The sequence below is a fragment of the Pseudomonas sp. GW821-FHT10C09 genome, assembly GCF_059415465.1.
Map to the genome: position 1 here is coordinate 1 of NZ_JBWKNG010000024.1, position 22,590 is coordinate 22,590.

Below are 22,590 nucleotides of genomic sequence, written 5' to 3' on the forward strand. Positions count from 1 at the left end.
TCCGATGCCAGAGGTCTGGCATCGGATTTTCGATGAAGCCTTGCTGAGACTCAAATACTTAAGTGAACAGCATTACGATCAGATCGGGGCTTTTGCATTTTCGATTTGTCGATTCACACTGCAATCATCAAATCGCGGCGAACTGGGAAATCAATCCCAGCTAAGCGCACCACCAGTTTGGTATTCGATTACCCGAGTCTCAAAGAAATTCTTCTCTTTCTTCAAGTCCATAATCTCGCTCATCCAAGGGAACGGGTTAGTCGTCCCTGGATACTCTTCTTTAAGACCGATCTGCGACAGACGACGGTTAGCAATAAACTTGAGGTAGTCCTCCATCATCGCCGCATTCATCCCCAACACGCCACGAGGCATGGTATCCCGAGCGTATTCGATCTCCAGCTGAGTACCCTGCAGAATCATCTGCGAAGCCTCTTCCTTCATCTCGGCATCCCACAGGTGCGGGTTTTCGATTTTGATCTGGTTGATCACGTCGATGCCGAAGTTCAGGTGCATGGATTCGTCGCGCAGGATGTACTGGAACTGCTCGGCGACGCCGGTCATTTTGTTGCGGCGGCCCATGGAGAGGATCTGGGTGAAGCCGCAGTAGAAGAAGATGCCTTCCAGAACGCAGTAGTAGGCGATCAGGTTGCGCAGCAGCTCTTTGTCGGTTTCGACGGTGCCGGTTTCGAACTTCGGATCGGAGATCGAACGGGTGTATTTGAGGCCCCAGGTGGCTTTTTTCGCGACCGATGGGATCTCGTGGTACATGTTGAAGATCTCGCCTTCATCCATGGCCAACGATTCGATGCAGTACTGGTAGGCGTGGGTGTGGATCGCCTCTTCGAACGCCTGGCGCAGGATGTACTGGCGGCATTCCGGGTTGGTGATCAGGCGGTACACGGCCAGGACCAGGTTGTTGGCAACCAGGGAGTCGGCGGTGGAGAAGAAGCCGAGGTTGCGCATGACGATGCGGCGCTCGTCGTCGGTCAGGCCTTCCGGGTCTTTCCAGAGGGCGATGTCGGCGGTCATGTTGACTTCTTGCGGCATCCAGTGGTTTGCGCAACCGTCCAGATACTTCTGCCAGGCCCAGTCGTACTTGAACGGCACGAGTTGGTTGAGGTCGGCGCGGCAGTTGATCATGCGCTTTTCGTCGACAGCGACGCGGGCGGAGGCGCCTTCGAGTTCGGCGAGGCCTTCGGCGACGTCGAGGGTGTCCAGGGCAGCTTTGGCACGGGCGATTGCGGCAGAGTCGTTCGCGGTAACGGCGCGAGCTTCTTGAGCGGCGACACCACCAGCGGTGTCGAGTCGGTCCATGTTGGCTTCGGTCGCGTGGCCGGCGTTAGCGCCTTTTACCACGGCTTCGCCGCTGTCTTCTTTGTCGAATTCGTCCCAGCTCAGCATGACGTGTCGTCTCCTGCGTGAGGGCCAGATGCCCGTGTGATGGTTTTTCACACGGTCGGTCTGACCGCGTTGGATCTTAAGGAATCGTTTTTTGCAGCCAAGGCAGGCAATAAAACAGAATTTTGTACGGGGTTCCGAGAGCCACTGATGGGCGCAGCCAGCGTCAGACGCGAGTGCGGGGCTTCAGATTGGCTTTTCATCCCTGTAAGGGAATATTGCAGGCCCGTTTAAGGCGGCATTATAGGGAAATTTTTGCCGGCGTGGTGCGGCGAATCGGCTCATGGAAGGGCCGAAAGGGATGGTTTTTCGGGCAAACCGAGGTAATACAGGGCTTTGGCCGGTGTAGATTTTTTTTCGTTAATTTTGACGCTGATTTGTTTTCGCTCAAAAAACAACCAAAAAGCCGCTTTTTCACTACATCTAGTGTTTCTCGGCGGTTTTCGTCGCTTGCAAACACAACTGAGCCCGACCGAAGCCGGGCTGGAATCGACCCTCAGCGCTCAGCTGAAATGACCCGATTCGGTGCAGTCTTGATCAGCCATTGGAGCAGCCGTTACCCATCATGGTGTAGCTCAGAATATGCCGTTGGCCCTTGGAGTCTTCGTATTCCATTTTCATCGGGACAACTTCACACACATTCGGTGTTTCGCTGATGGAAACAACTTTGGCGATGTCCAGGTGGGTGGAGTAAGTGTATTCCTCAACTACCGGTTGTTGCTGTGCGACATCAGTCGGGACCTCGTCTGCCATGGCGGTTGCGCACAGGCTGCTGAGGGCCAGAACTAATAAAGCTTTCATTTAAAATTCACCTTTTAGAGGTCGAGTGGGGTCACGCAACCTTTGTGGGGTTGCGTGTGGAGCTTGGGTACCGGAGTGTTTGATTAACTGCCTTCGTGGGGGCTGCAACTCGGTTAATCAGATTGCCTTGTTGGCGTGGCAGATTTTAGGCGTGGGGGTTTCAATCATATAGCCGTGGATTTGATAAACACCTTTGACAGATTTCGTAACAATCCACGGAAACAGGGGTTTCTACTCCATTTGCAGTAAGACGGGGCATCGCTCATATGGCACCGTAAGCCTTGCTGGCTGAGCCTCGCAGGCTTTTCAGGACATTTTGTAGGGGCTTGTTACTACCATCGTCGAATGGTTCTATAGGGCCGGCCCGGCTACAACAGGGCCATACAAAAACAACTATTCCACCGAGGTAAGAAAGATGAGTGCGGCTTCCCTGTATCCCGTTCGTCCCGAGGTCCTGGCTAACACGCTGACTGACGAGGCGACCTACAAGGCCATGTACCAGCAGTCGGTCGTCAACCCGGACGGCTTCTGGCGCGAGCAAGCCAAGCGCCTCGACTGGATCAAGCCTTTCACCACGGTGAAGCAGACGTCCTTCGACGATCACCATGTCGACATCAAATGGTTCGCCGACGGCACCCTGAACGTTTCCTACAACTGCCTCGACCGTCATCTGGCCGAGCGCGGCGATCAAATCGCGATCATCTGGGAAGGGGATGACCCTGCCGAAAGCCGCAACATCACCTACCGCGAGCTGCACGAGCAAGTCTGCAAGTTCGCCAACGCCCTGCGTGGTCAGGACGTACACCGCGGCGACGTGGTGACTATCTATATGCCGATGATCCCCGAAGCCGTGGTCGCCATGCTGGCCTGCACCCGGATCGGCGCGATTCACTCGGTGGTGTTCGGTGGTTTCTCGCCGGAAGCCCTGGCCGGTCGCATCATCGACTGCAAATCCAAAGTGGTGATCACTGCTGACGAAGGCATTCGTGCCGGCAAGAAGATCCCGCTCAAGACCAACGTCGACGACGCGCTGACCAATCCGGAAACCAGCAGCATCCAGAAAGTCATCGTGTGCAAGCGCACCGGTGGTGACATCAAGTGGAACCAGCATCGCGACATCTGGTTTGAAGACCTGATGAAAGTGGCGGGCAGTGTCTGCGCGCCGAAAGAGATGGGCGCCGAAGAAGCGCTGTTCATCCTTTACACCTCCGGTTCGACCGGCAAGCCGAAGGGCGTGCAGCACACCACCGGCGGTTACCTGTTGTATGCGGCGATGACCCACGAGCGCGTGTTCGACTACCGTCCGGGCGAAATCTACTGGTGCACCGCTGATGTTGGTTGGGTCACCGGTCACAGCTACATCGTCTATGGCCCACTGGCCAATGGCGCGACCACGCTGCTGTTCGAAGGCGTGCCGAACTATCCGGACATCACCCGGGTGGCGAAGATCGTCGACAAGCACAAGGTCAACATCCTCTACACCGCACCGACGGCGATCCGCGCGATGATGGCGTCGGGCACGGCGGCGGTGGAAGGCGCTGACGGCAGCAGCCTGCGCCTGCTCGGTTCGGTCGGTGAGCCGATCAACCCGGAAGCCTGGGATTGGTACTACAAGAACGTCGGCAAGTCCCGTTGCCCGATCGTCGATACCTGGTGGCAGACCGAAACCGGCGGCAACATGATGAGCCCGCTGCCGGGCGCTCATGCGCTCAAACCGGGTTCGGCGGCACGTCCGTTCTTCGGCGTGGTGCCGGCGCTGGTGGACAACCTCGGTAACATCATCGAGGGTGTTGCCGAGGGCAACCTGGTGATTCTCGATTCGTGGCCGGGTCAGGCCCGTACCCTGTACGGCGACCATGACCGTTTCGTCGATACTTACTTCAAGACGTTCCGTGGCATGTATTTCACCGGTGACGGTGCACGTCGTGATGCGGATGGTTACTACTGGATCACCGGTCGCGTGGATGACGTGCTCAACGTGTCCGGCCACCGCATGGGCACCGCCGAGATCGAAAGCGCAATGGTCGCGCACCCGAAAGTCGCCGAAGCGGCGGTGGTCGGTGTGCCGCATGACATCAAGGGTCAGGGCATTTATGTCTACGTCACCCTGAAAAATGGCGAAGAGCCGACTGAGCAACTGCGCCTCGAACTGAAAAACTGGGTGCGTAAAGAGATTGGTCCGATTGCTTCGCCGGATGTGATCCAGTGGGCACCGGGGCTGCCGAAGACTCGCTCGGGCAAGATCATGCGCCGGATTCTGCGCAAGATAGCCACGGCTGAATACGATGGCTTGGGCGATATTTCGACCTTGGCGGATCCGGGTGTGGTGCAGCATTTGATTGATACGCACAAGACCATGAATGTTGCTTAAGTAGCGGGTCTTGAGTCATGAAACCCTGCCGGGTGGTGAGCCTGGTGGGGTTTTTTATTGCCTGGGGTTTTGTGGTGGCAGTTCTTGCCCTTTCGCGAGCAGGCTCGCTCCCACAGGGGATCTGCGTAGTAACCCAATCAACTGTGGGAGCGAGCCTGCTCGCGAAGGCGGTGTGTCAGACACCCCATAAACAACAGCCAATAATTATCGGCTTCAGTTGTAGGCCGATTCCCACTGTTACCCATCCCCCTTCAAGTAACTGAATGTGTAACCGCCCGCGCCCATCCGGGGCATTGGGAAACGCAAAACCCCATTCCCACGCCTCCCCAGCCCGCCAGAAAAATAAGACATAACGCCAAGCTTGCCGGATTAGAAGGGTTTGCCAATAATAGGCCCGCAATTTGCAACGTAGATCGGTTCACTGTCTTTTGCTCTTGCATGATTTTGCAGGGCTGTCAACGCGCTCAAGCGGCTTTCTCGGTGCATCTGTAATTAGTTGTCGCATTGAAGAAATATCGGCTTCGGGCCTGTCGTTAGAATGCCGATCACTCGCTCGTCGGTGGCCGTGTTGAAAACAACACGCGATTCCTAGGACGCAGCAATCGCTTTTGTGGTTCTACTCACTCGCATATTGGGCTGTCGCTCACTCTGCCGTTTTTGCCCTTTACCGATGGAGTCCCAAGATGAAGAAACTCGTGCTGCTTGGCGCCCTGGCACTGTCCGTGCTGTCCCTGCCAACCTTCGCCGATGAAAAGCCTCTGAAAATCGGCATCGAAGCGGCTTACCCTCCGTTCGCTTCCAAAGCACCGGACGGCAGCATCGTTGGTTTCGACTACGACATCGGCAACGCACTGTGCGAGCAGATGAAGGTCAAGTGCGTGTGGGTCGAGCAAGAGTTCGACGGTCTGATCCCAGCACTGAAAGTGCGCAAGATCGACGCGATCCTGTCGTCCATGTCGATCACTGAAGACCGCAAGAAGTCTGTCGACTTCACCAACAAGTACTACAACACCCCGGCTCGCCTGGTCATGAAGGCTGGCACTCAAGTCAGCGAAGGCCTGACAGAGCTCAAGGGCAAGAACATCGGCGTGCAACGTGGTTCGATCCACGAGCGTTTCGCCCGCGAAGTCCTGGCCCCGCTGGGTGCCGAGATCAAGCCTTACGGTTCGCAGAACGAAATTTACCTCGACGTGGCCGCCGGCCGCCTCGACGGCACCGTGGCAGACGCTACGCTGCTGGATGACGGTTTCCTGAAAACCGACGCTGGCAAAGGCTTCGCCTTCGTTGGCCCGGCGTTCACCGACGTCAAATACTTCGGCGACGGCGTGGGTATCGCTGTGCGCAAGGGCGACGCGCTGAAAGACCAGATCAACACCGCGATCGCTGCCATTCGTGAGAACGGCAAGTACAAGCAAATCCAGGACAAGTACTTCGCCTTCGATATCTACGGCAAGTAATACGCTGCGGCGACAAGTCCGAAATGGCGCAAGCAACAGGATCTCTGAGGTTTGCGCCATTTTTTCATCCCAACTTTCGAGGACCTGAATCATGTTGAAAGGCTACGGGGCTGTCATCCTCGATGGCGCATGGCTGACGCTTCAGCTCGCCTTGTCGTCCATGGTCCTGGCCATCGTTCTGGGGCTGATCGGCGTTGCGCTGCGTCTGTCGCCGATTCGCTGGCTGGCCTGGCTGGGCGATCTGTATTCCACGGTGATCCGCGGTATTCCCGATCTGGTGCTGATCCTGCTGATTTTCTACGGCGGCCAGGACCTGCTCAACCGCGTCGCACCGTTGTTGGGCTTTAACGACTACATCGACCTGAACCCGTTGGCCGCCGGTATCGGCACCCTCGGTTTCATCTTCGGTGCGTACCTGTCGGAAACCTTCCGCGGCGCCTTCATGGCGATCCCGAAGGGGCAGGCAGAAGCCGGCATGGCGTACGGCATGAGCAGTTTTCAGGTGTTCTTCCGGGTATTGGTGCCGCAGATGATTCGCCTGGCGATTCCGGGCTTTACCAATAACTGGCTGGTCTTGACCAAGGCGACTGCGCTGATTTCGGTGGTAGGTCTGCAAGACATGATGTTCAAGGCCAAGCAGGCGGCAGATGCCACCCGCGAGCCTTTCACCTTCTTCCTCGCAGTGGCGGCGATGTACCTGGTGATCACCAGTGTCTCGTTGCTGGCATTGCGTCACCTTGAGAAGCGCTACTCGGTAGGCGTAAGGGCGGCTGATCTATGATCTTCGACTACAACGTCATTTGGGAGGCCTTGCCGCTGTACCTCGGCGGCTTGGTGACTACCCTCAAATTGCTCGCGCTGTCGCTGTTTTTCGGCCTGCTGTGCGCTTTGCCGCTGGGCTTGATGCGCGTCTCGAAGAACGCCGCCGTCAACATGAGCGCCTGGCTCTACACCTACGTGATCCGCGGCACGCCGATGCTGGTGCAGCTGTTCTTGATCTACTACGGGTTGGCGCAATTCGAAGCGGTACGTGAAAGCTTCCTGTGGCCGTGGCTGTCCAGCGCAACGTTCTGTGCGTGCCTGGCCTTTGCGATCAACACCAGCGCCTACACCGCCGAAATCATCGCCGGCAGCCTGCGGGCCACGCCGAACGGCGAGATCGAAGCCGCCAAGGCGATGGGCATGTCGCGCTACAAGATGTACAAGCGCATCCTGTTGCCATCGGCCCTGCGCCGGGCGCTGCCGCAGTACAGCAACGAAGTGATCATGATGCTGCAGACCACCAGTCTGGCGTCCATCGTGACCCTGATCGACATCACCGGTGCCGCGCGCACGGTCAACGCCCAGTTCTACCTGCCGTTCGAAGCCTACATCACCGCCGGTGTGTTCTACCTGTGCCTGACCTTCATCCTGGTGAAGCTGTTCAAACTGGCCGAGCGCCGCTGGCTGGGCTACCTGGCCCCGCGGAAGCACTGATATGGAACGCATCGATCACGTATTGCCGTGGAGCCACTTGGGCAGCGAGCGCCAGATCTCGGTGTTCCGCTTCGGTAGTGGCGAGCGCAAGGCCTACATCCAGGCCAGCCTGCACGCCGACGAACTGCCGGGGATGCGCACGGCCTGGGAGCTGAAAAAGCGCCTGGCCGAACTCGAAGCCCAAGGCTTGCTCAACGGCGTGATTGAGCTGGTACCCGTGGCCAACCCGATGGGCCTCGGCCAACTGTTGCAGGGCAATCATCAAGGGCGCTTCGAGGCGGGTAGCGGCAAGAATTTCAACCGCGATTTCGTTGAGCTGAGCGCGCCGGTTGCGGCTGCGCTGGCTGGTAGTCTTGGTGATGATCCGCACGCCAACATTCGTCTGATCCGTCAGGCGATGGCTGATCATCTGGCCGAATTGCCAGAGGCGGGCAGTCAGTTGCAAGGCATGCAGCGCGTTTTGCTCAGCCACGCCTGCACGGCTGACGTGGTGCTGGATTTGCACTGCGATTCGGAAGCGGCGCTGCACATGTACGCCTTGCCGCAACACTGGCCGCAGTGGCGTTCGTTGGCCGCGCACCTGAATGTGCGGGTCGGTCTGCTGGCGGAAGATTCCGGCGGCAGTTCCTTCGATGAAGCCTGCTCGCTGCCGTGGTTGCGTCTGTCGCGTCTGTTCCCGGATGCACAGATTCCGCTGGCGTGCCTGGCGACTACCATTGAATTAGGTGGTCAGGCGGATACCGGTCGTCTCGAGTCCGTGGCGCACGCCGAAGGCATTCTGGCGTTCCTCGCCGAGCAAGGCCTGATCAGCGGCGAATGGCCCAAACCTGCGCAAGAAGCGTGTGAAGGCATGCCGTTCGAAGGCACTGAATTGCTGTTTGCTCCACACCCCGGTGTGGTGAGTTTCCTGCGTAAACCCGGTGAGTGGATCGACGCCGGTGACGAGATTTTTGAAGTGATCGATCCGTTGTCGGATCGGGTCAGCACGGTGTGTGCTGGTACGTCCGGGGTGCTGTTTGCCATTGAACGGCTGCGTTATGCCCAACCCGGTTTCTGGCTGGCCAAGGTGGCGGGGCGCGAAGCGCTGCGTCACGGGCGCTTGCTCAACGACTGACTGACTGTTTTTGTGAGAACCGACCGCATGTACAAACTTGAAGTCCAAGACCTGCATAAACGCTATGGCAGTCACGAAGTGCTCAAGGGCGTGTCCCTGAAAGCGGCGGCTGGCGATGTGATCAGCATCATCGGCTCCAGTGGCTCCGGCAAAAGTACCTTCCTGCGCTGCATCAACCTGCTGGAGCAGCCGCACGCGGGCAAGATTCTGCTCAACAACGAAGAGCTGAAACTGGTCGCCAACAAGGACGGCGCGCTGAAGGCGGCCGACCCGAAGCAGCTGCAACGCATGCGTTCGCGCCTGTCGATGGTGTTCCAGCATTTCAACCTGTGGTCGCACATGACCGCGCTGGAAAACATCATGGAAGCGCCGGTCCACGTACTGGGCATGTCCAAGGCTGAAGCCCGCGAGAAGGCCGAGCACTACCTGAACAAGGTCGGCGTGGGTCACCGCAAGGACGCTTACCCTGGCCACATGTCCGGCGGCGAACAGCAGCGTGTGGCAATTGCCCGAGCGCTGGCGATGGAACCTGAGGTTATGCTGTTCGACGAACCGACCTCGGCACTCGACCCGGAACTGGTCGGCGACGTGCTGAAAGTCATGCAGGCTCTGGCCCAGGAAGGTCGGACCATGGTGGTGGTCACGCACGAAATGGGCTTTGCCCGTGAAGTGTCGAACCAGTTGGTGTTCCTGCACAAAGGTGTCGTCGAAGAAAGTGGCAACCCGCGTGAGGTGCTGGTCAATCCCCAGTCCGAGCGTCTGCAACAATTCCTCTCGGGCAGCTTGAAGTAATCAAGACTGCCGTTGTGCACCGGGATAGTGCATGCTTCGCAATTTAGAGGCTGGCCCCGATCCCTTGTAGGAGCCGGCTTGCTGGCGATAGCGGTGGGCCAGTTTGCGTATCTGGCACAGACATACCGCCATCGCCAGCAAGCCGGCTCCTACAGTTGATCTCTGTTGGTTTTGAGATTTGCGTTCATTTACGGGCTAGCATTGGCCCATGCCTTCATCACCGTTCTTAGTTTCGGATTGCCCGCCATGACTGCCCATCGAATTGGTTTCCTGATTTGGCCCAGCACTAAAGCACTGACGCTTGCGCTGGCTGAGGAGGCCTTGCGTGTTGCCCAGCGTGTGCATCCGGACGTGGTTTACGAACTGTCGTTTTTGCAGGCCGAACCACCGACCGAAGGCGCCTGGCAATTGCCGGGTGAGCCGTGGGCCGGCAAGCTCGAAAATTTCCAGAAGCTGTTTTTGCTCGCCGATGAGCCGCCGACCACGCTTGCGCCGGCGCTCAGCAGTGCGTTGAAACAACTGGTGCGGTCTGGTTGTGTGATTGGTGGTTTGTCGGCGGGTGTGTACCCGCTGGCGCAATTGGGTTTGCTGGATGGTTATCGCGCTGCCGTGCATTGGCGCTGGCAGGACGACTTCACCGAGCGTTTCCCTAAAGTCATCGCCACCAGTCATTTGTTTGATTGGGATCGTGATCGCCTGACCGCGTGCGGCGGCCTGTCGGTACTCGATCTGTTGTTGGCAGTATTGGCCCGTGATCACGGCGCCGAACTCGCTGGCGCAGTCTCGGAAGAACTGGTGGTCGAACGCATCCGCGAAGGCGGGGAGCGTCAACGTATTCCGCTGCAAAACCGCCTCGGCTCCAGCCATCCAAAGCTCACCCAAGCGGTGTTGCTGATGGAAGCCAACATCGAAGAACCGCTGACCACCGACGAAATCGCCCAGCACGTGTGCGTGTCCCGACGACAGTTGGAGCGGATCTTCAAGCAGTACCTCAACCGTGTGCCGAGCCAGTATTACCTGGAGTTGCGCCTGAACAAGGCCCGGCAGATGTTGATGCAAACCAGCAAGTCGATCATCCAGATCGGCCTGTCGTGTGGCTTCTCCTCGGGGCCGCATTTCTCCAGCGCCTACCGCAACTTCTTCGGTGCCACGCCGCGGGAAGATCGCAACCAGCGGCGCAGCAGCAGCCCGTTCGAGTTATCGTCGGTGCCGTCCGAGCGCGGCTGAGTTACTCGTCAATCTCGGAACCTTCAGAGGTGGAAATGTCCATTTCCCCTCGATTGATGACTTCGTCCACGCCGAAATCCGCCCCCGTGCGTTCGTAGTAACTGATCAGCCGTAACAGGCTCTCCTCGGACAACGGGTTGCCGCGCAACGTAATGTTCTCTGCAATTTCCACGGGCAGTTCCATCAAATCTCTGGGCACTTCGGTGATGGCATTGCTGCTCAGGTCTACCCAGTCGAGATCGGTCAGTTGCAGCAGGCCGTTTGGAATTTCGGTAACGCCGGTGTTATCAAGCAGGAGGGTCGACAGCTCCGGCATCTGGCTGACATCAACGGTGTGTCCCAACAGGTTGGAGCCGAGGTCGAGATAGTCGAGCTGGTCCATTCCAGCCAATGCGTTTGCCGATTCTACCGACAGTCTGACGTGGCAAGCCGGAAGCGAAAGGGATCGTAATTGGCCCATGTTGAACACGGCATCCGGAATGTTGCCCAGCGTGCAATTGCGCAGCCTCAGGCTTTTGAGGTTAGGGAAGGACTCCAGGAAGCGACCAAGAGAGGTCGCACCGTCGGCACTCCGAATCTCCAGCGCTGAAACATGACTGAAGTCTGCATTCAGAGTAGGTAATTGTCCGTTGATGACTGAGCGGGCAATCAGTTCGTAGGTGGGCGTTATACCGTCGTTGAAATCATCCAGCTCGGACTCGTGCTGCCAGCATTGCTCCAGCGCTTGCTTGAACTCGTCACGGTTAGCTTGTTCGGTAAAGAGTTCGGCGGCGCTGAAAGGCTGGCCCGTCAGCGGGTGTCGGGCCGGAAGGTCGGCGGTCCATGCGGATAAATCGGCTCTCAAACGCGTCAGCTCCTGTTCCAGGCGTGCCAGATCTGCCCGGCCATCCTCCAGAGTGCCCGGCAACTCGTAGACAAACTCGCTCGCTTGCTCGACTTCCATACCCGGATACAACGTCCTGACGCGATCGATATCCGCCTCTGGGGCGTAGACGCCCATGTCGTAAGCGCTATCGAAGTGATGTTGTTTGACGAGTTCCCGTGAGCGGTTGGAAATCGGGTTGTGCGTCAGGTGCACGCCGCGTTTTTCGTACAGCGAACTCTCGAACAACTCGACAGGCAATTCACTGATCTTGTTGTTCATCAGCAGCAGGGTGTCGAGTTTTGGATGTTGCAGGGCTCCGGTCGGAATATCGGTCAGGTTGGTATTGCTTAGATCAAGGTGAACCAGCTCATTCATCGAGTCGATGCGAGGGACGATGTCGAACGGGTTTTTGTACAGGTCCAGCATGACCAGCTTGTTCAATGCCGTCAGTTTTGCCCACGTGGCAGCGTTCATCCTGATACCGCAATTACTTAACACCAGCGCATCAAGGTCTGGCATTCGAGTGAGGGCCTCGGGGAGGGTGGACAAGGCGAAACGACGCAGCTCCAGGCGGCGAAGCCCACTGAAACTGTTCAGAAACTGCGATACCCCCTGGGCAGCATGATTGCCTTCCAGAGAAAGCAATGACACATGGCTGAAGTCGGCGGTGAGTGTCGGCAAGTCGCCCAGGATCGGTTCTGAAAACCTCAATACATACTGCTCGCTGCCATCGGGCGCATCGAAATCACGCTCGGATTGGCGGCGCCAGCTGCGCTGGATTTCCTGGGCAAGCCGAGTGCGATTACGGTGCGCGACCTCGCGGTCCTGATCGCTCAGGGCGAGTCGGGTTTGCGGGTGGGCGGTCGGTGCGTCGTTTATCCAGCGCCCCAGATTCTGGTGCAGACGGGCCAACTCGTTTGCCAGCCGTGAAAGTTCTACACGGGCGCCACTGGGATGACGCTGCAGCATCAGGACCATGGACTGGATTTCGTCCTCGGAAAGGCTTGGATAAACCTCGCGCACCCGTTCGTTGAGCGTTGGAGCTGCGGGGCCAACGCGCGGGTAACCTTCCGCACCCCCGGGCAGGCGCATGGTCGTTGGGTCATAGAAGGTTTTGCGACGAGGGTTATTCGCGAAGAGTGCTCGAAGCTGTGGTTGGTCCAGAGCCTGCGCGGCAATGCGCTGTTTGAGCCGTTGTCCTTCGCCGATGGAAAAGCCCAGCGTGGTGCGCTCGGTATCCGGCAGTGCCTGAAGGATGGCCTGATAAAAGTCGCCAGAGAACAGCGGCGTCTGGCTGTCATCAAGCACTTGGTAAATGCCATCTTCGTTGCGTATCAGCGTTTTTCGGATCGATGCGTCGATGGGTCCAATGCTGTCGCGCACGACCCCGTCATGGACAAAGTCCCGCACCTCGATGCGCACGTTGGCAGGCCAGCCGGGTAGTAAATCCAGGCTGTGCAACGCCAGGGTGTGGGTGTCTGCCGTCGCCAATGCGTCAGAAAAGAGCCCTTCATACGCTCGGGATGCGCGCACAGCCTCCAGGGCCTTCCTTGCGACATCCTTCAGGCGTTGAGGTGTGGCCCCGTTGTGCAAGTGCATCAGTTCATTGCCCGACGCATTACCCGCCAATTCCTGGGCGATATCGGTGGGCAATCCCTCGAAGTCGGCAAGCAGCTGTTGTGTCGCTGGATCTGCTGTTTTTTCCTGCTCGCGATAGCGAAGCTCAAACAGCGATTTTCGGTAGTTTCGGGCGATATCCGCGGTCTGCTTGCGCAAGACGGGTGTCTGGGCTTCCGGTTTCGGCAGGGCGGTATCGGCAGGCCATGAGTCGAAACGGGTCAGCAACTGTTGCTGCATGAGCGGATCGGCCATGCGGTATTGCTCAGGCTGGTCGCTGCCAATCTGTTCGATAAACGTCTGAATATCCCGGTCGATCCTGAAGCGCTTGATCGTGTCGGTCAGCAGCGATGGGGGGCGATGGTTTTCGACATGGATTTCTCGCAACACGTTGTCGTGAAAACCGCTGATTCGCAGAATCTGCTCTCGCTCGGCACTGGAGAGCGATTCGACACTGTGGCCAAGGCGCCGCATGACGGTTTCCCGGTCCCACTGTAGCGGTTGCTCCAGTTCTGTTTGCCAGGCGCCATGACCGTTGTGTCGTAATGACGGCTTATAGCTGTCATTGCGGCTTGGATGTTCAATCTGAAACTGACGGGTATCGCGAGTTGGGCGTACGGCGAACAGCTTTCCTTCGAGGGGCAACAGCGTTTTGCCTTCGTGGTGGTACAGGCCCAGGTGATCGGGGCTTTTCTCCTGCGGCAGTTCAATGGTTTGTTCGTAAGGCGCCAGATCCGGCTTCCAGTATTTGGTTTTGCCCTCTGGCGTGGGGACGGGTTTGAGCGGAGCGATTAGTGCCGTCGTTTCGCGGGAAAGGAGGCGACCGAATGTGCCGGCGGCGATGGCGCCGCCCACCGCGAAGGTCCCCACTTGCACGGCCGTTTCGACGAGGCCGATCAAGTGCACGAACGCTTCTTTTTTCAGCCCTTCGGCCCAGTCAATGATCCCTTCGAACGTCTCGTCGAGTAGTTGGTAGGCCATATAGGCCAGCATCAACTCGCCCAGGAACGGCACAAAGGGCATGGCCACGAATGTCGCTATTTCAAGGATTGTGGAGGCGATTTTGCTGAAGGCGTCCCACAGCGCCCATCGCGCCGTTTGATCGGCGCGCGCGGTGGAAACAGCGAGCGTGCTGGCGTCGTTGATGATTTTGTTCAGCTGTCGCTGGTACAGATGATTCCACAGACCTGCTCTGAATGGCTTCATCGAAAATTGCAGGTTGGGCTTGTCGATGGGCGTTTCGCGCCAGCTTGGCAGCGGGTCGCCATGAGTGTGTTGATGCCAGGTCACCGTTTGCAAGCGACTGTTGAGGTCAGCAAAAAAGTGCCCACGTTCCGCGTGATCGACGAAGCGGCTGAAGAAAGTTTGATAAGCGGGCGAGCGCAGTTTGCGGGTCAGTTCGGTCATGAACGCCACGGTGTCGGCGTACAGCTTGAGCGGGTGCTCCGGGTCGTCCGGAATGTAGGCGATGATGCGGCTGGCTTTGGTTACCCGGTCGGATTTGGCACCAAAGATGACAATGCCGGTCAGCGCTGAGGACATCATCGTCAGGTCGTGACAATGCAGAGGGTGACCGTCCCATAGCATGGCCGGGCCTCCTTCCAGTACGCGATAGATCGCGTTAAAGGCGTTGCTGTCGATGTCCTGACGTGTGTGGGCCAGGTGCAACGCCGAGCGCAGGGCGGCTTTGTTCGCGCTCGTGACATTCGATTTCAGGACGGCCCCGGCCACCGGGTTGGTCAACCCCAGGTTGTCTTTGAGGTAGGCGTTGTACCGGGCACCAATGTCCAGTTCCCGGCACAACCGGGTAAAGCCTTGAACCGTTATTTTTCGGGTGACCTGCGGCAGGGTATCGAACTGCCCTGTTGGCGACGGTGGGGTGATAAAGGTCGATTCAGGCTCGTAGGCATCCGCCTCGGTCTCGGACGCCTGGAAGTTGTGCAGTGCGGCGTCCAGCAGCGATACAGTCCATGTGCGGGCGGCGCCGGTTTTGACCGCGAAGAAGGGCGTGGTCTGAGGGATATAGAGACGCAGGAAGGTTTTTTTGACGTCGATGCCCAGGTCGAACCGGGCTTTCAGGGCCTGCCCCAGAATCGACTCGGCAAAATCCCGGGCGTTTTGCAGTTTGGCCAACATCGAGCCCAGTCGGTTTCGCTGGGTCATGTGGGTCTGGCTTGAGGCTTTCAGCGCCTGATGTTGCGGTCGGGGCGCGGTACGGTGCCAGTGCGGTACATCAAGGCTGGCGTTCTTCAAGGCGCTGCGCGTCTCGGCCGAAGACTCCAGCACCCACGCGGGGAGGTTTTGGTAGAGGGGGTGAAAGTGGGTGTCTGGCTGAGTGTCGAGCTCGATATCGTTTTGGTTCATGCGCTAATCCCTTAGCGTTTGGATTGAGCCCAAGCAAACCAGATGACGATCCACGGTGTGCGGTACATATTTACCGCACCATTCATCAGGCCTGCCTATAACCTGTGCCGCCGGTTTAAACTGCGCCTTTGCGACGCTATATGTCGCATTGCCGTAAACCCGGCTGAAACCGGGGTTTGCGCTATAAGAAGTTGTCGCTTGGCGGCAAGGCCGGGCTGAAAACTGTCCTTACAATCCCCTCATCGCTCGCCAGTTTCAGGCGAGTGTTCCTCTTCAGGAGACTCCGATGTCCGTTGAGCACGCTGCGGTACAACGCGCCGATTTCGACCAGGTAATGGTTCCCAACTACGCGCCTGCCGCTTTCATCCCTGTGCGTGGTGCCGGTTCCCGCGTCTGGGACCAGTCTGGCCGCGAGCTGATCGACTTCGCCGGCGGGATTGCCGTTAACGTATTGGGCCACGCACACCCTGCGCTGGTCGGTGCCTTGACCGAGCAGGCGAACAAGCTGTGGCACGTGTCCAACGTGTTCACCAATGAGCCGGCCCTGCGCCTGGCGCATAAGCTGATCGACGCTACCTTTGCCGAGCGCGTGTTCTTCTGTAATTCCGGCGCCGAAGCCAACGAGGCCGCTTTCAAGCTGGCCCGTCGCGTCGCCTTCGATCGTTTTGGTACTGAGAAGTACGAAATCATCGCCGCGCTGAACAGCTTCCACGGCCGTACCCTGTTCACCGTGAACGTCGGTGGCCAGTCGAAGTACTCCGACGGTTTCGGTCCGAAAATCACCGGCATCACCCATGTGCCGTACAACGATCTGGCGGCTTTGAAAGCGGCTATTTCCGACAAGACCTGCGCCGTGGTGCTGGAGCCGATCCAGGGCGAGGGCGGCGTATTGCCGGCTGAACTGGCTTACCTGCAAGGCGCTCGCGACCTGTGCACCGAGCACAATGCGCTGTTGGTGTTCGACGAAGTGCAAACCGGTATGGGCCGCAGCGGCAAGCTGTTCGCCTACCAGCATTACGGCGTGACCCCGGACATCCTGACCAGTGCCAAGAGCCTGGGCGGTGGTTTCCCGATCGCCGCCATGCTGACCACCGAAGACCTGGCCAAACACCTGGTCGTCGGCACCCACGGCACCACTTACGGCGGCAACCCGCTGGCGTGCGCTGTCGCAGAAGCCGTGATCGACGTGATCAACACCCCTGAAGTGCTGGCCGGCGTCAATGCCAAGCACGACAAGTTCAAGGCGCGCCTTGAGCAGATCGGCGAGAAGTACGGCCTGTTCACTCAGGTGCGTGGCCTGGGTCTGCTGATCGGTTGCGTGCTGAGCGATGCCTGGAAAGGCAAGGCCAAGGACATCTTCAACGCCGCCGAACGTGAAGGCCTGATGATTCTGCAAGCCGGCCCGGACGTGATTCGCTTCGCGCCGAGCCTTGTGGTTGAAGACGCTGATATCGATGCCGGTCTGGACCGCTTCGAACGCGCTGCCGCCAAACTGACACAAGCCTGATAGGGGCCTTCGACGCCTGACTATTCGGGCGTCGAACCAAATTTTTATGCCGGACTTGTTCCATTGTGGGAGCGAGCCTGCTCGCGAAGAGGGCGTGTCAGTCAACATCTCTGCTGACTAATACACCGCTTTCGCGAGCAGGCTCGCTCCCACAGTGTCCGGCGTTTTTTCTGTGAATTTATAAGAGAAAGGAGTGACACCATGCTGGTGATGCGCCCCGCGCAAATGGCTGATCTGGGCGAGGTACAGCGTCTGGCTGCGGACAGCCCGATTGGTGTCACTTCCTTGCCGGATGACGTTGAACGCCTGAGCGACAAGATCGCTGCAAGCGAAGCCTCGTTTGCTGCCGAAGTCAGCTTCAACGGTGAAGAGAGCTATTTCTTCGTCCTCGAAGACACGGCCACCGGCAAGCTGGCCGGTTGCTCGGCAATCGTGGCCTCGGCCGGTTATTCCGAGCCGTTCTACAGCTTCCGTAATGAAACCTTCGTGCACGCCTCCCGCGAGCTGAAGATTCATAACAAGATCCACGTGCTCTCGCAGTGCCACGACCTGACCGGCAACAGCTTGCTGACCAGTTTCTACGTGCAGCGCGAGTTGGTGGGTTCGCCTTGGGCCGAGCTCAATTCCCGTGGTCGCCTGCTGTTCGTCGCCAGCCACCCGGAGCGCTTCGCCGATTCCGTGGTGACCGAGATCGTCGGTTACAGCGATGAAAACGGCGACTCGCCATTCTGGGACGCTATCGGCCGCAACTTTTTTGACCTCAACTACGCTGAAGCCGAGCGACTGTGCGGCCTGAAGAGCCGCACGTTCCTGGCCGAGCTGATGCCGCATTACCCGATCTATGTGCCGCTGCTGCCGGACTCCGCTCAAGAGGCGATGGGCCAAGTGCACCCACGGGCGCAGATCACCTTCGACATCCTGATGCGCGAAGGCTTCGAGACCGATCACTACATCGACATTTTCGACGGCGGCCCGACCTTGCACGCCCGTGTGACGGGGATCCGTTCGATCGCCCAGAGCCGCGTCGTGCCGGTGAAAATCGGTGAGCCGGTCAAAGGTGTCGGTCGTCAGTACCTGGTGGCCAATGCCCAGTTGCAGGATTACCGCGCCGTGTTGCTTGAGCTCGATTACGCGCCAGGCAAACCCGTGACCCTGGATCTGGAAGCGGCCGAAGCCTTGGGCGTCGGTGAAGGTGCCAGCGTGCGCCTGGTGGCGGTTTAACGCCGGCATTGATTTCCAGCGAGTAATACCTGGAAAGCAGCGAAATTTCACGGGTGGCGCAAGCGGCCCGTTTGAGGAGATAGCATGATCGTTCGTCCCGTACGCAGCAGCGATTTACCCGCTCTGATCGACCTGGCCCGCAGCACCGGCACCGGCCTGACTACCTTGCCGGCCAACGAAGAACGTCTGGCCCATCGGGTCGGCTGGGCCGAGAAGACCTTTCGCGGCGAAGCCGGGCGCGCTGATGCGGACTACCTGTTCGTACTCGAAGACGACACGGGCCGCGTGGTGGGCATTTCCGCCATCGCCGGCGCGGTCGGCCTGCGTGAGCCTTGGTACAACTTCCGGGTCGGCCTGACGGTCAGCGCTTCGCAAGAGCTGAACATCTACCGCGAGATCCCGACGCTGTTCCTGGCCAATGACCTGACCGGCAACTCCGAGCTGTGCTCGTTGTTCCTGCACGCCGATTTCCGCACCGGCCTCAATGGCCGCATGCTGGCGAAGGCGCGGATGCTGTTCATTGCCGAGTTCCCGCAACTGTTCGGCAACAAGATCATCGCCGAGATGCGCGGTGTCTCCGATGAAGCCGGGCGTTCGCCGTTCTGGGAAAGCCTGGGCCGTCACTTCTTCAAGATGGAATTCAGCCAGGCCGATTACCTGACCGGCGTGGGCAACAAGGCGTTCATCGCCGAACTGATGCCGAAGTTTCCGCTGTACACCTGCTTCCTGTCGCCAGATGCGCGCAACGTCATCGGCAAGGTCCATCCGGACACCGAGCCGGCGCTGGCCATGCTCAAGAGCGAAGGTTTCAGCTACCAGGGCTACGTCGACATCTTCGACGCCGGCCCGGCCGTCGAGTGCGAAACCGGCAAGATCCGCGCGGTGCGTGACAGCGAGGCGCTGGTGCTGGCCATCGGCACACCGGGCGACGACGCCACGCCGTTCCTGATTCACAACCGCAAGCGCGAAGACTGCCGGATCACTGCCGCGCCAGCACGCTTCGCCGCCGGCACGCTGGTGGTCGATCCGCTGACCGCCAAACGTCTTCAACTCAACGCCGGCGATCAAGTGCGCGCCGTACCGTTGTCTGCTGCTCGGGAGTCGAAATAATGAATTCGCTATACATCGCAGGTGAATGGCTGGCTGGTCAGGGCGAAGCCTTCCAGTCGCTGAACCCGGTGACCCAGCAAGTGCTGTGGTCCGGCGAAGGCGCCACGGCGGCTCAGGTTGAATCCGCCGTGCAAGCCGCCCGTCAGGCATTCCCGGGCTGGGCCCGTCGCACTCTGGACGAACGCATTACCGTGCTTGAGGCCTTTGCCGCCGCACTGAAAAACAAGGCTGACGAACTGGCGCGCTGCATCGGTGAAGAAACCGGCAAGCCGCTGTGGGAATCGGCGACCGAAGTGACCAGCATGGTCAACAAAATTGCGATTTCGGTGCAGAGCTACCGCGAACGTACCGGCGAGAAGAGCGGCCCGCTGGGCGACGCCACCGCTGTGTTGCGTCACAAGCCGCACGGCGTGGTGGCGGTGTTCGGTCCTTACAATTTCCCTGGCCACTTGCCGAACGGTCACATCGTGCCGGCGCTGCTGGCCGGTAACAGCGTGTTGTTCAAGCCAAGCGAGCTGACGCCGAAAGTCGCCGAGCTGACGGTTAAATGCTGGATCGAAGCCGGTCTGCCAGCGGGCGTGTTGAACCTGCTGCAAGGCGCTCGCGAAACCGGTATCGCCCTGGCGGCGAACCCGGGCATCGACGGTTTGTTCTTCACTGGCTCCAGCCGTACTGGCAACCACCTGCATCAGCAATTTGCCGGTCGTCCGGACAAGATACTGGCGCTGGAAATGGGCGGTAACAACCCGCTGGTGGTCGACGAAGTGGCCGATCTCGATGCTGCCGTTTACACCATCATCCAGTCGGCCTTCATTTCCGCCGGTCAGCGTTGCACCTGTGCACGCCGCTTGCTGGTGCCGCAGGGCGCCTGGGGCGACACATTGCTGGCGCGTCTGGTGGCGGTCAGCGCGACGATTGAAGTCGGTGCGTTTGATCAGCAACCGGCACCGTTCATGGGGTCGGTCATTTCCCTTGGCGCTGCGAAAGCGTTGATGGATGCGCAAGAACATTTGCTGGCGAATGGCGCAGTGGCGTTGCTGGAAATGACTCAGCCGCAGGCACAAGCCGCGTTGCTGACCCCAGGCATTCTGGATGTGACGGCTGTAGCTGATCGTCCTGACGAAGAGCTGTTCGGCCCGTTGTTGCAAGTGATCCGCTACGCTGATTTCGAAGCGGCAATCGCTGAAGCCAACGACACCGACTATGGCCTGGCGGCGGGTTTGCTGTCGGATTCCGAAGCGCGTTATCAGCAGTTCTGGCTGGAAAGCCGCGCCGGTATCGTCAACTGGAACAAGCAGCTGACCGGCGCCGCGAGCAGCGCGCCATTCGGCGGCGTCGGCGCCTCGGGCAACCACCGCGCCAGCGCCTACTACGCGGCCGATTACTGCGCGTACCCGGTGGCCTCGCTGGAAACCCCGAGCCTGACCATGCCTGCCGCTCTCACGCCTGGCGTGAAAATGGCGTAACGCCCATTCGCGAGCAGGCTCGCTCCCACATTGGAATGCATTTCTCTGTGGGAGCGAGCCTGCTCGCGAAGGCCACGCCTCGGTCTTACTGAATTGTTACCTGAAGCCTATAACAACAGATTCTCGTGGAGCCTCGCTGATGAAATCCTATGAAGTCAATTTTGACGGTCTAGTGGGGCCGACCCATAACTACGGCGGCCTGTCCTACGGCAACGTCGCGTCCCAGAGCAACAGTCAGCAGTCTTCGAACCCGAAGGAAGCTGCGCTGCAAGGCTTGGCGAAAATGAAAGCGCTGATGGAAATGGGCTTTCAGCAAGGTGTGCTGGCGCCCCAGGAACGCCCGGACGTGGCCGCACTGCGCCGTTTGGGTTTCAGCGGCACCGACGCGCAAGTGATCGAGCAAGCTGCTAAAGACGCCATGCCATTGCTGGTCGCCAGTTGCTCGGCGTCGAGCATGTGGGTGGCCAACGCCGCCACGGTCAGCCCAAGTGCCGACACTGCGGATGGCCGCGTGCATTTCACCGCCGCCAACCTCAATTGCAAATACCACCGCAGCATCGAGCACCCGACCACCAGCCGCGTGCTGGGCGCGATGTTCGCTGATCAGAAGCACTTTGCGCACCACGCCGCGTTGCCGGCCGTGGCGCAGTTCGGTGACGAAGGCGCGGCCAACCACACCCGTTTCTGCCGTGAATACGGTGAAGCCGGCGTCGAGTTTTTCGTGTTCGGTCGCAGCGCTTTCGATACCCGCTACCCGGCCCCGCAGAAGTACCCGGCACGCCAGACGCTGGAAGCGTCCCAGGCCGTTGCCCGCCTGCACGGCCTGAGCGAAGACGGCGTGGTCTACGCGCAGCAGAACCCGTCGGTGATCGATCAGGGCGTTTTCCACAACGACGTGATCGCGGTGGGTAACGGCGAGGTGCTGTTCTATCACGAGGACGCGTTCCTCGACACCGAACAGATGCTGGCCGAGCTGCAAAGTAAACTGGCTAAAGTCGGCGGCAAATTCCAGTCCGTCTGCGTGCCGCGTTCGGCGGTCACTGTTGAAGACGCCGTTCGTTCTTACCTGTTCAATAGCCAGCTGCTGTCGCGTCCTGACGGTTCGATGCTGTTGATCGTGCCGGAAGAATGCCGTGGCAACGAGCGTGTCTGGCAGTACCTGCAAGGTCTGACCAGCTCCGGCGGCCTGATCCGCGAAGTCAAAGTCTTCGATCTGAAGCAAAGCATGCAGAACGGCGGTGGCCCGGCTTGCCTGCGGCTGCGCGTCGCACTGAATGAAACCGAACTGGCGGCGGTCAACCCAGGGGTTATCATGACGGCACCGTTGTACGGCACGTTGACCGAATGGGTCGACAAGCACTACCGCGACCGCATGACCGAAAACGATCTCGCGGACCCGCAATTGCTGCTTGAGTGCCGGACGGCACTGGATGAACTGACGCAAATCCTTAAACTGGGCGCGGTTTATCCATTCCAGATCAATTGAAAGTCTCAAACGAGAGCGTAAAGAACATGAGCGATACCCTGCAGCTGATCCTTGAAGACACCGACGGCACGCAACTGGAAACGTCCTGCACCCGCGTCGCGGTCATGTGGCAAGGCAAAGAGCTGTGGATCCAGCACGATGGCCGTGGCCAACTGCTGATCGGCGTGGACGTTGAAGAAGGTGACGCTGAATACGCCAACCTGCTGCTGCGTCCATTGGCGACTAATCTGGTAAGTCTGCAACTGGAAATGGAACCGGCTGAAGTCGGCGACGAAGACCACGTGCACGGCCCGGATTGCGCACACGACCACTAAGGAA

16 protein-coding genes are annotated in these 22,590 nt (G+C 59.1%); 13 read left to right on the plus strand and 3 right to left on the minus strand.

Going from position 1 to position 22,590, the window contains the following annotated elements; all coding sequences use genetic code 11:
* Positions 1-150: 150 nt before the first annotated feature.
* Positions 151-1,401 (minus strand): ribonucleotide-diphosphate reductase subunit beta, encoded by a 1,251-nt coding sequence (locus tag AC07N8_RS22980; RefSeq protein ID WP_007943877.1) that lies wholly within the window; start codon positions 1,399-1,401, stop codon positions 151-153.
* A 534-nt stretch (positions 1,402-1,935) separates the two neighbouring features.
* Positions 1,936-2,199 carry a DUF2790 domain-containing protein gene (locus AC07N8_RS22985; protein ID WP_493145956.1) on the minus strand — a complete coding sequence of 88 codons (264 nt, stop codon included), beginning with the start codon at positions 2,197-2,199 and terminating at the stop codon, positions 1,936-1,938.
* 415 nt (positions 2,200-2,614) lie between these two features.
* Here AC07N8_RS22985 and acs point away from each other — a divergent pair, with 415 nt between their 5' ends.
* From acs to argR, 7 genes are all read left to right on the plus strand, one after another.
* On the plus strand, positions 2,615-4,570 hold the full coding sequence (gene acs, locus AC07N8_RS22990; protein ID WP_483841446.1) for an acetate--CoA ligase: 1,956 nt from the start codon (positions 2,615-2,617) through the stop codon (positions 4,568-4,570).
* Positions 4,571-5,253: 683 nt separating this feature from the next.
* Positions 5,254-6,027: an ABC transporter substrate-binding protein gene (locus AC07N8_RS22995; protein ID WP_310268414.1), complete on the plus strand. Its 774-nt coding sequence runs from the start codon at positions 5,254-5,256 to the stop codon at positions 6,025-6,027.
* Positions 6,028-6,118: 91 nt separating this feature from the next.
* A complete protein-coding gene (locus AC07N8_RS23000; RefSeq protein ID WP_027923922.1) occupies positions 6,119-6,808 on the plus strand; it encodes an ABC transporter permease in 690 nt (229 codons plus the stop codon).
* Positions 6,805-7,503, plus strand: coding sequence for an ABC transporter permease (locus AC07N8_RS23005; RefSeq protein WP_140667450.1), 699 nt, complete (start codon positions 6,805-6,807; stop codon positions 7,501-7,503). Before AC07N8_RS23000 ends, AC07N8_RS23005 begins: the two co-directional genes overlap by 4 nt.
* A 1-nt stretch (position 7,504) precedes the next feature.
* Positions 7,505-8,617: a M14 family metallopeptidase gene (locus tag AC07N8_RS23010; protein ID WP_493145955.1), complete on the plus strand. Its 1,113-nt coding sequence runs from the start codon at positions 7,505-7,507 to the stop codon at positions 8,615-8,617.
* Between the two features lie 27 nt (positions 8,618-8,644).
* Entirely contained in the window at positions 8,645-9,409 is a 765-nt protein-coding gene (locus tag AC07N8_RS23015; RefSeq protein WP_007943885.1) for an ABC transporter ATP-binding protein, read from the plus strand.
* A 246-nt stretch (positions 9,410-9,655) separates the two neighbouring features.
* Positions 9,656-10,636: a transcriptional regulator ArgR gene (argR, locus tag AC07N8_RS23020; RefSeq protein ID WP_027923925.1), complete on the plus strand. Its 981-nt coding sequence runs from the start codon at positions 9,656-9,658 to the stop codon at positions 10,634-10,636.
* 1 nt (position 10,637) lies between these two features.
* On the opposite strand, the gene AC07N8_RS23025 is transcribed toward argR, so the two are convergent.
* Positions 10,638-15,482, minus strand: coding sequence for a dermonecrotic toxin domain-containing protein (locus AC07N8_RS23025; protein ID WP_493145954.1), 4,845 nt, complete (start codon positions 15,480-15,482; stop codon positions 10,638-10,640).
* A 286-nt stretch (positions 15,483-15,768) separates the two neighbouring features.
* Between AC07N8_RS23025 and AC07N8_RS23030 the strand changes: the two genes are divergently transcribed.
* The 6 genes from AC07N8_RS23030 (at position 15,769) to AC07N8_RS23055 (ending at position 22,586) form a co-directional block, all read left to right on the plus strand.
* Positions 15,769-16,989, plus strand: a complete 1,221-nt coding sequence (locus tag AC07N8_RS23030) for an aspartate aminotransferase family protein (protein ID WP_059182301.1) — start codon at positions 15,769-15,771, stop codon at positions 16,987-16,989.
* A gap of 201 nt (positions 16,990-17,190) precedes the next feature.
* Positions 17,191-18,210 (plus strand): arginine/ornithine succinyltransferase subunit alpha, encoded by a 1,020-nt coding sequence (aruF, locus tag AC07N8_RS23035; protein ID WP_483841443.1) that lies wholly within the window; start codon positions 17,191-17,193, stop codon positions 18,208-18,210.
* A gap of 84 nt (positions 18,211-18,294) precedes the next feature.
* Positions 18,295-19,320: an arginine N-succinyltransferase gene (gene astA, locus AC07N8_RS23040; RefSeq protein WP_483841442.1), complete on the plus strand. Its 1,026-nt coding sequence runs from the start codon at positions 18,295-18,297 to the stop codon at positions 19,318-19,320.
* Positions 19,317-20,786, plus strand: a complete 1,470-nt coding sequence (gene astD / locus AC07N8_RS23045) for a succinylglutamate-semialdehyde dehydrogenase (protein WP_483841463.1) — start codon at positions 19,317-19,319, stop codon at positions 20,784-20,786. The genes astA and astD overlap by 4 nt, the downstream gene beginning before the upstream one ends.
* Before the next feature lie 139 nt (positions 20,787-20,925).
* Positions 20,926-22,272, plus strand: a complete 1,347-nt coding sequence (gene astB, locus AC07N8_RS23050) for an N-succinylarginine dihydrolase (protein ID WP_123432856.1) — start codon at positions 20,926-20,928, stop codon at positions 22,270-22,272.
* A 26-nt stretch (positions 22,273-22,298) separates the two neighbouring features.
* Complete coding sequence (locus AC07N8_RS23055) at positions 22,299-22,586, plus strand: hypothetical protein (RefSeq protein ID WP_046031534.1); 288 nt, start codon at positions 22,299-22,301, stop codon at positions 22,584-22,586.
* Positions 22,587-22,590 lie beyond the last annotated feature (4 nt).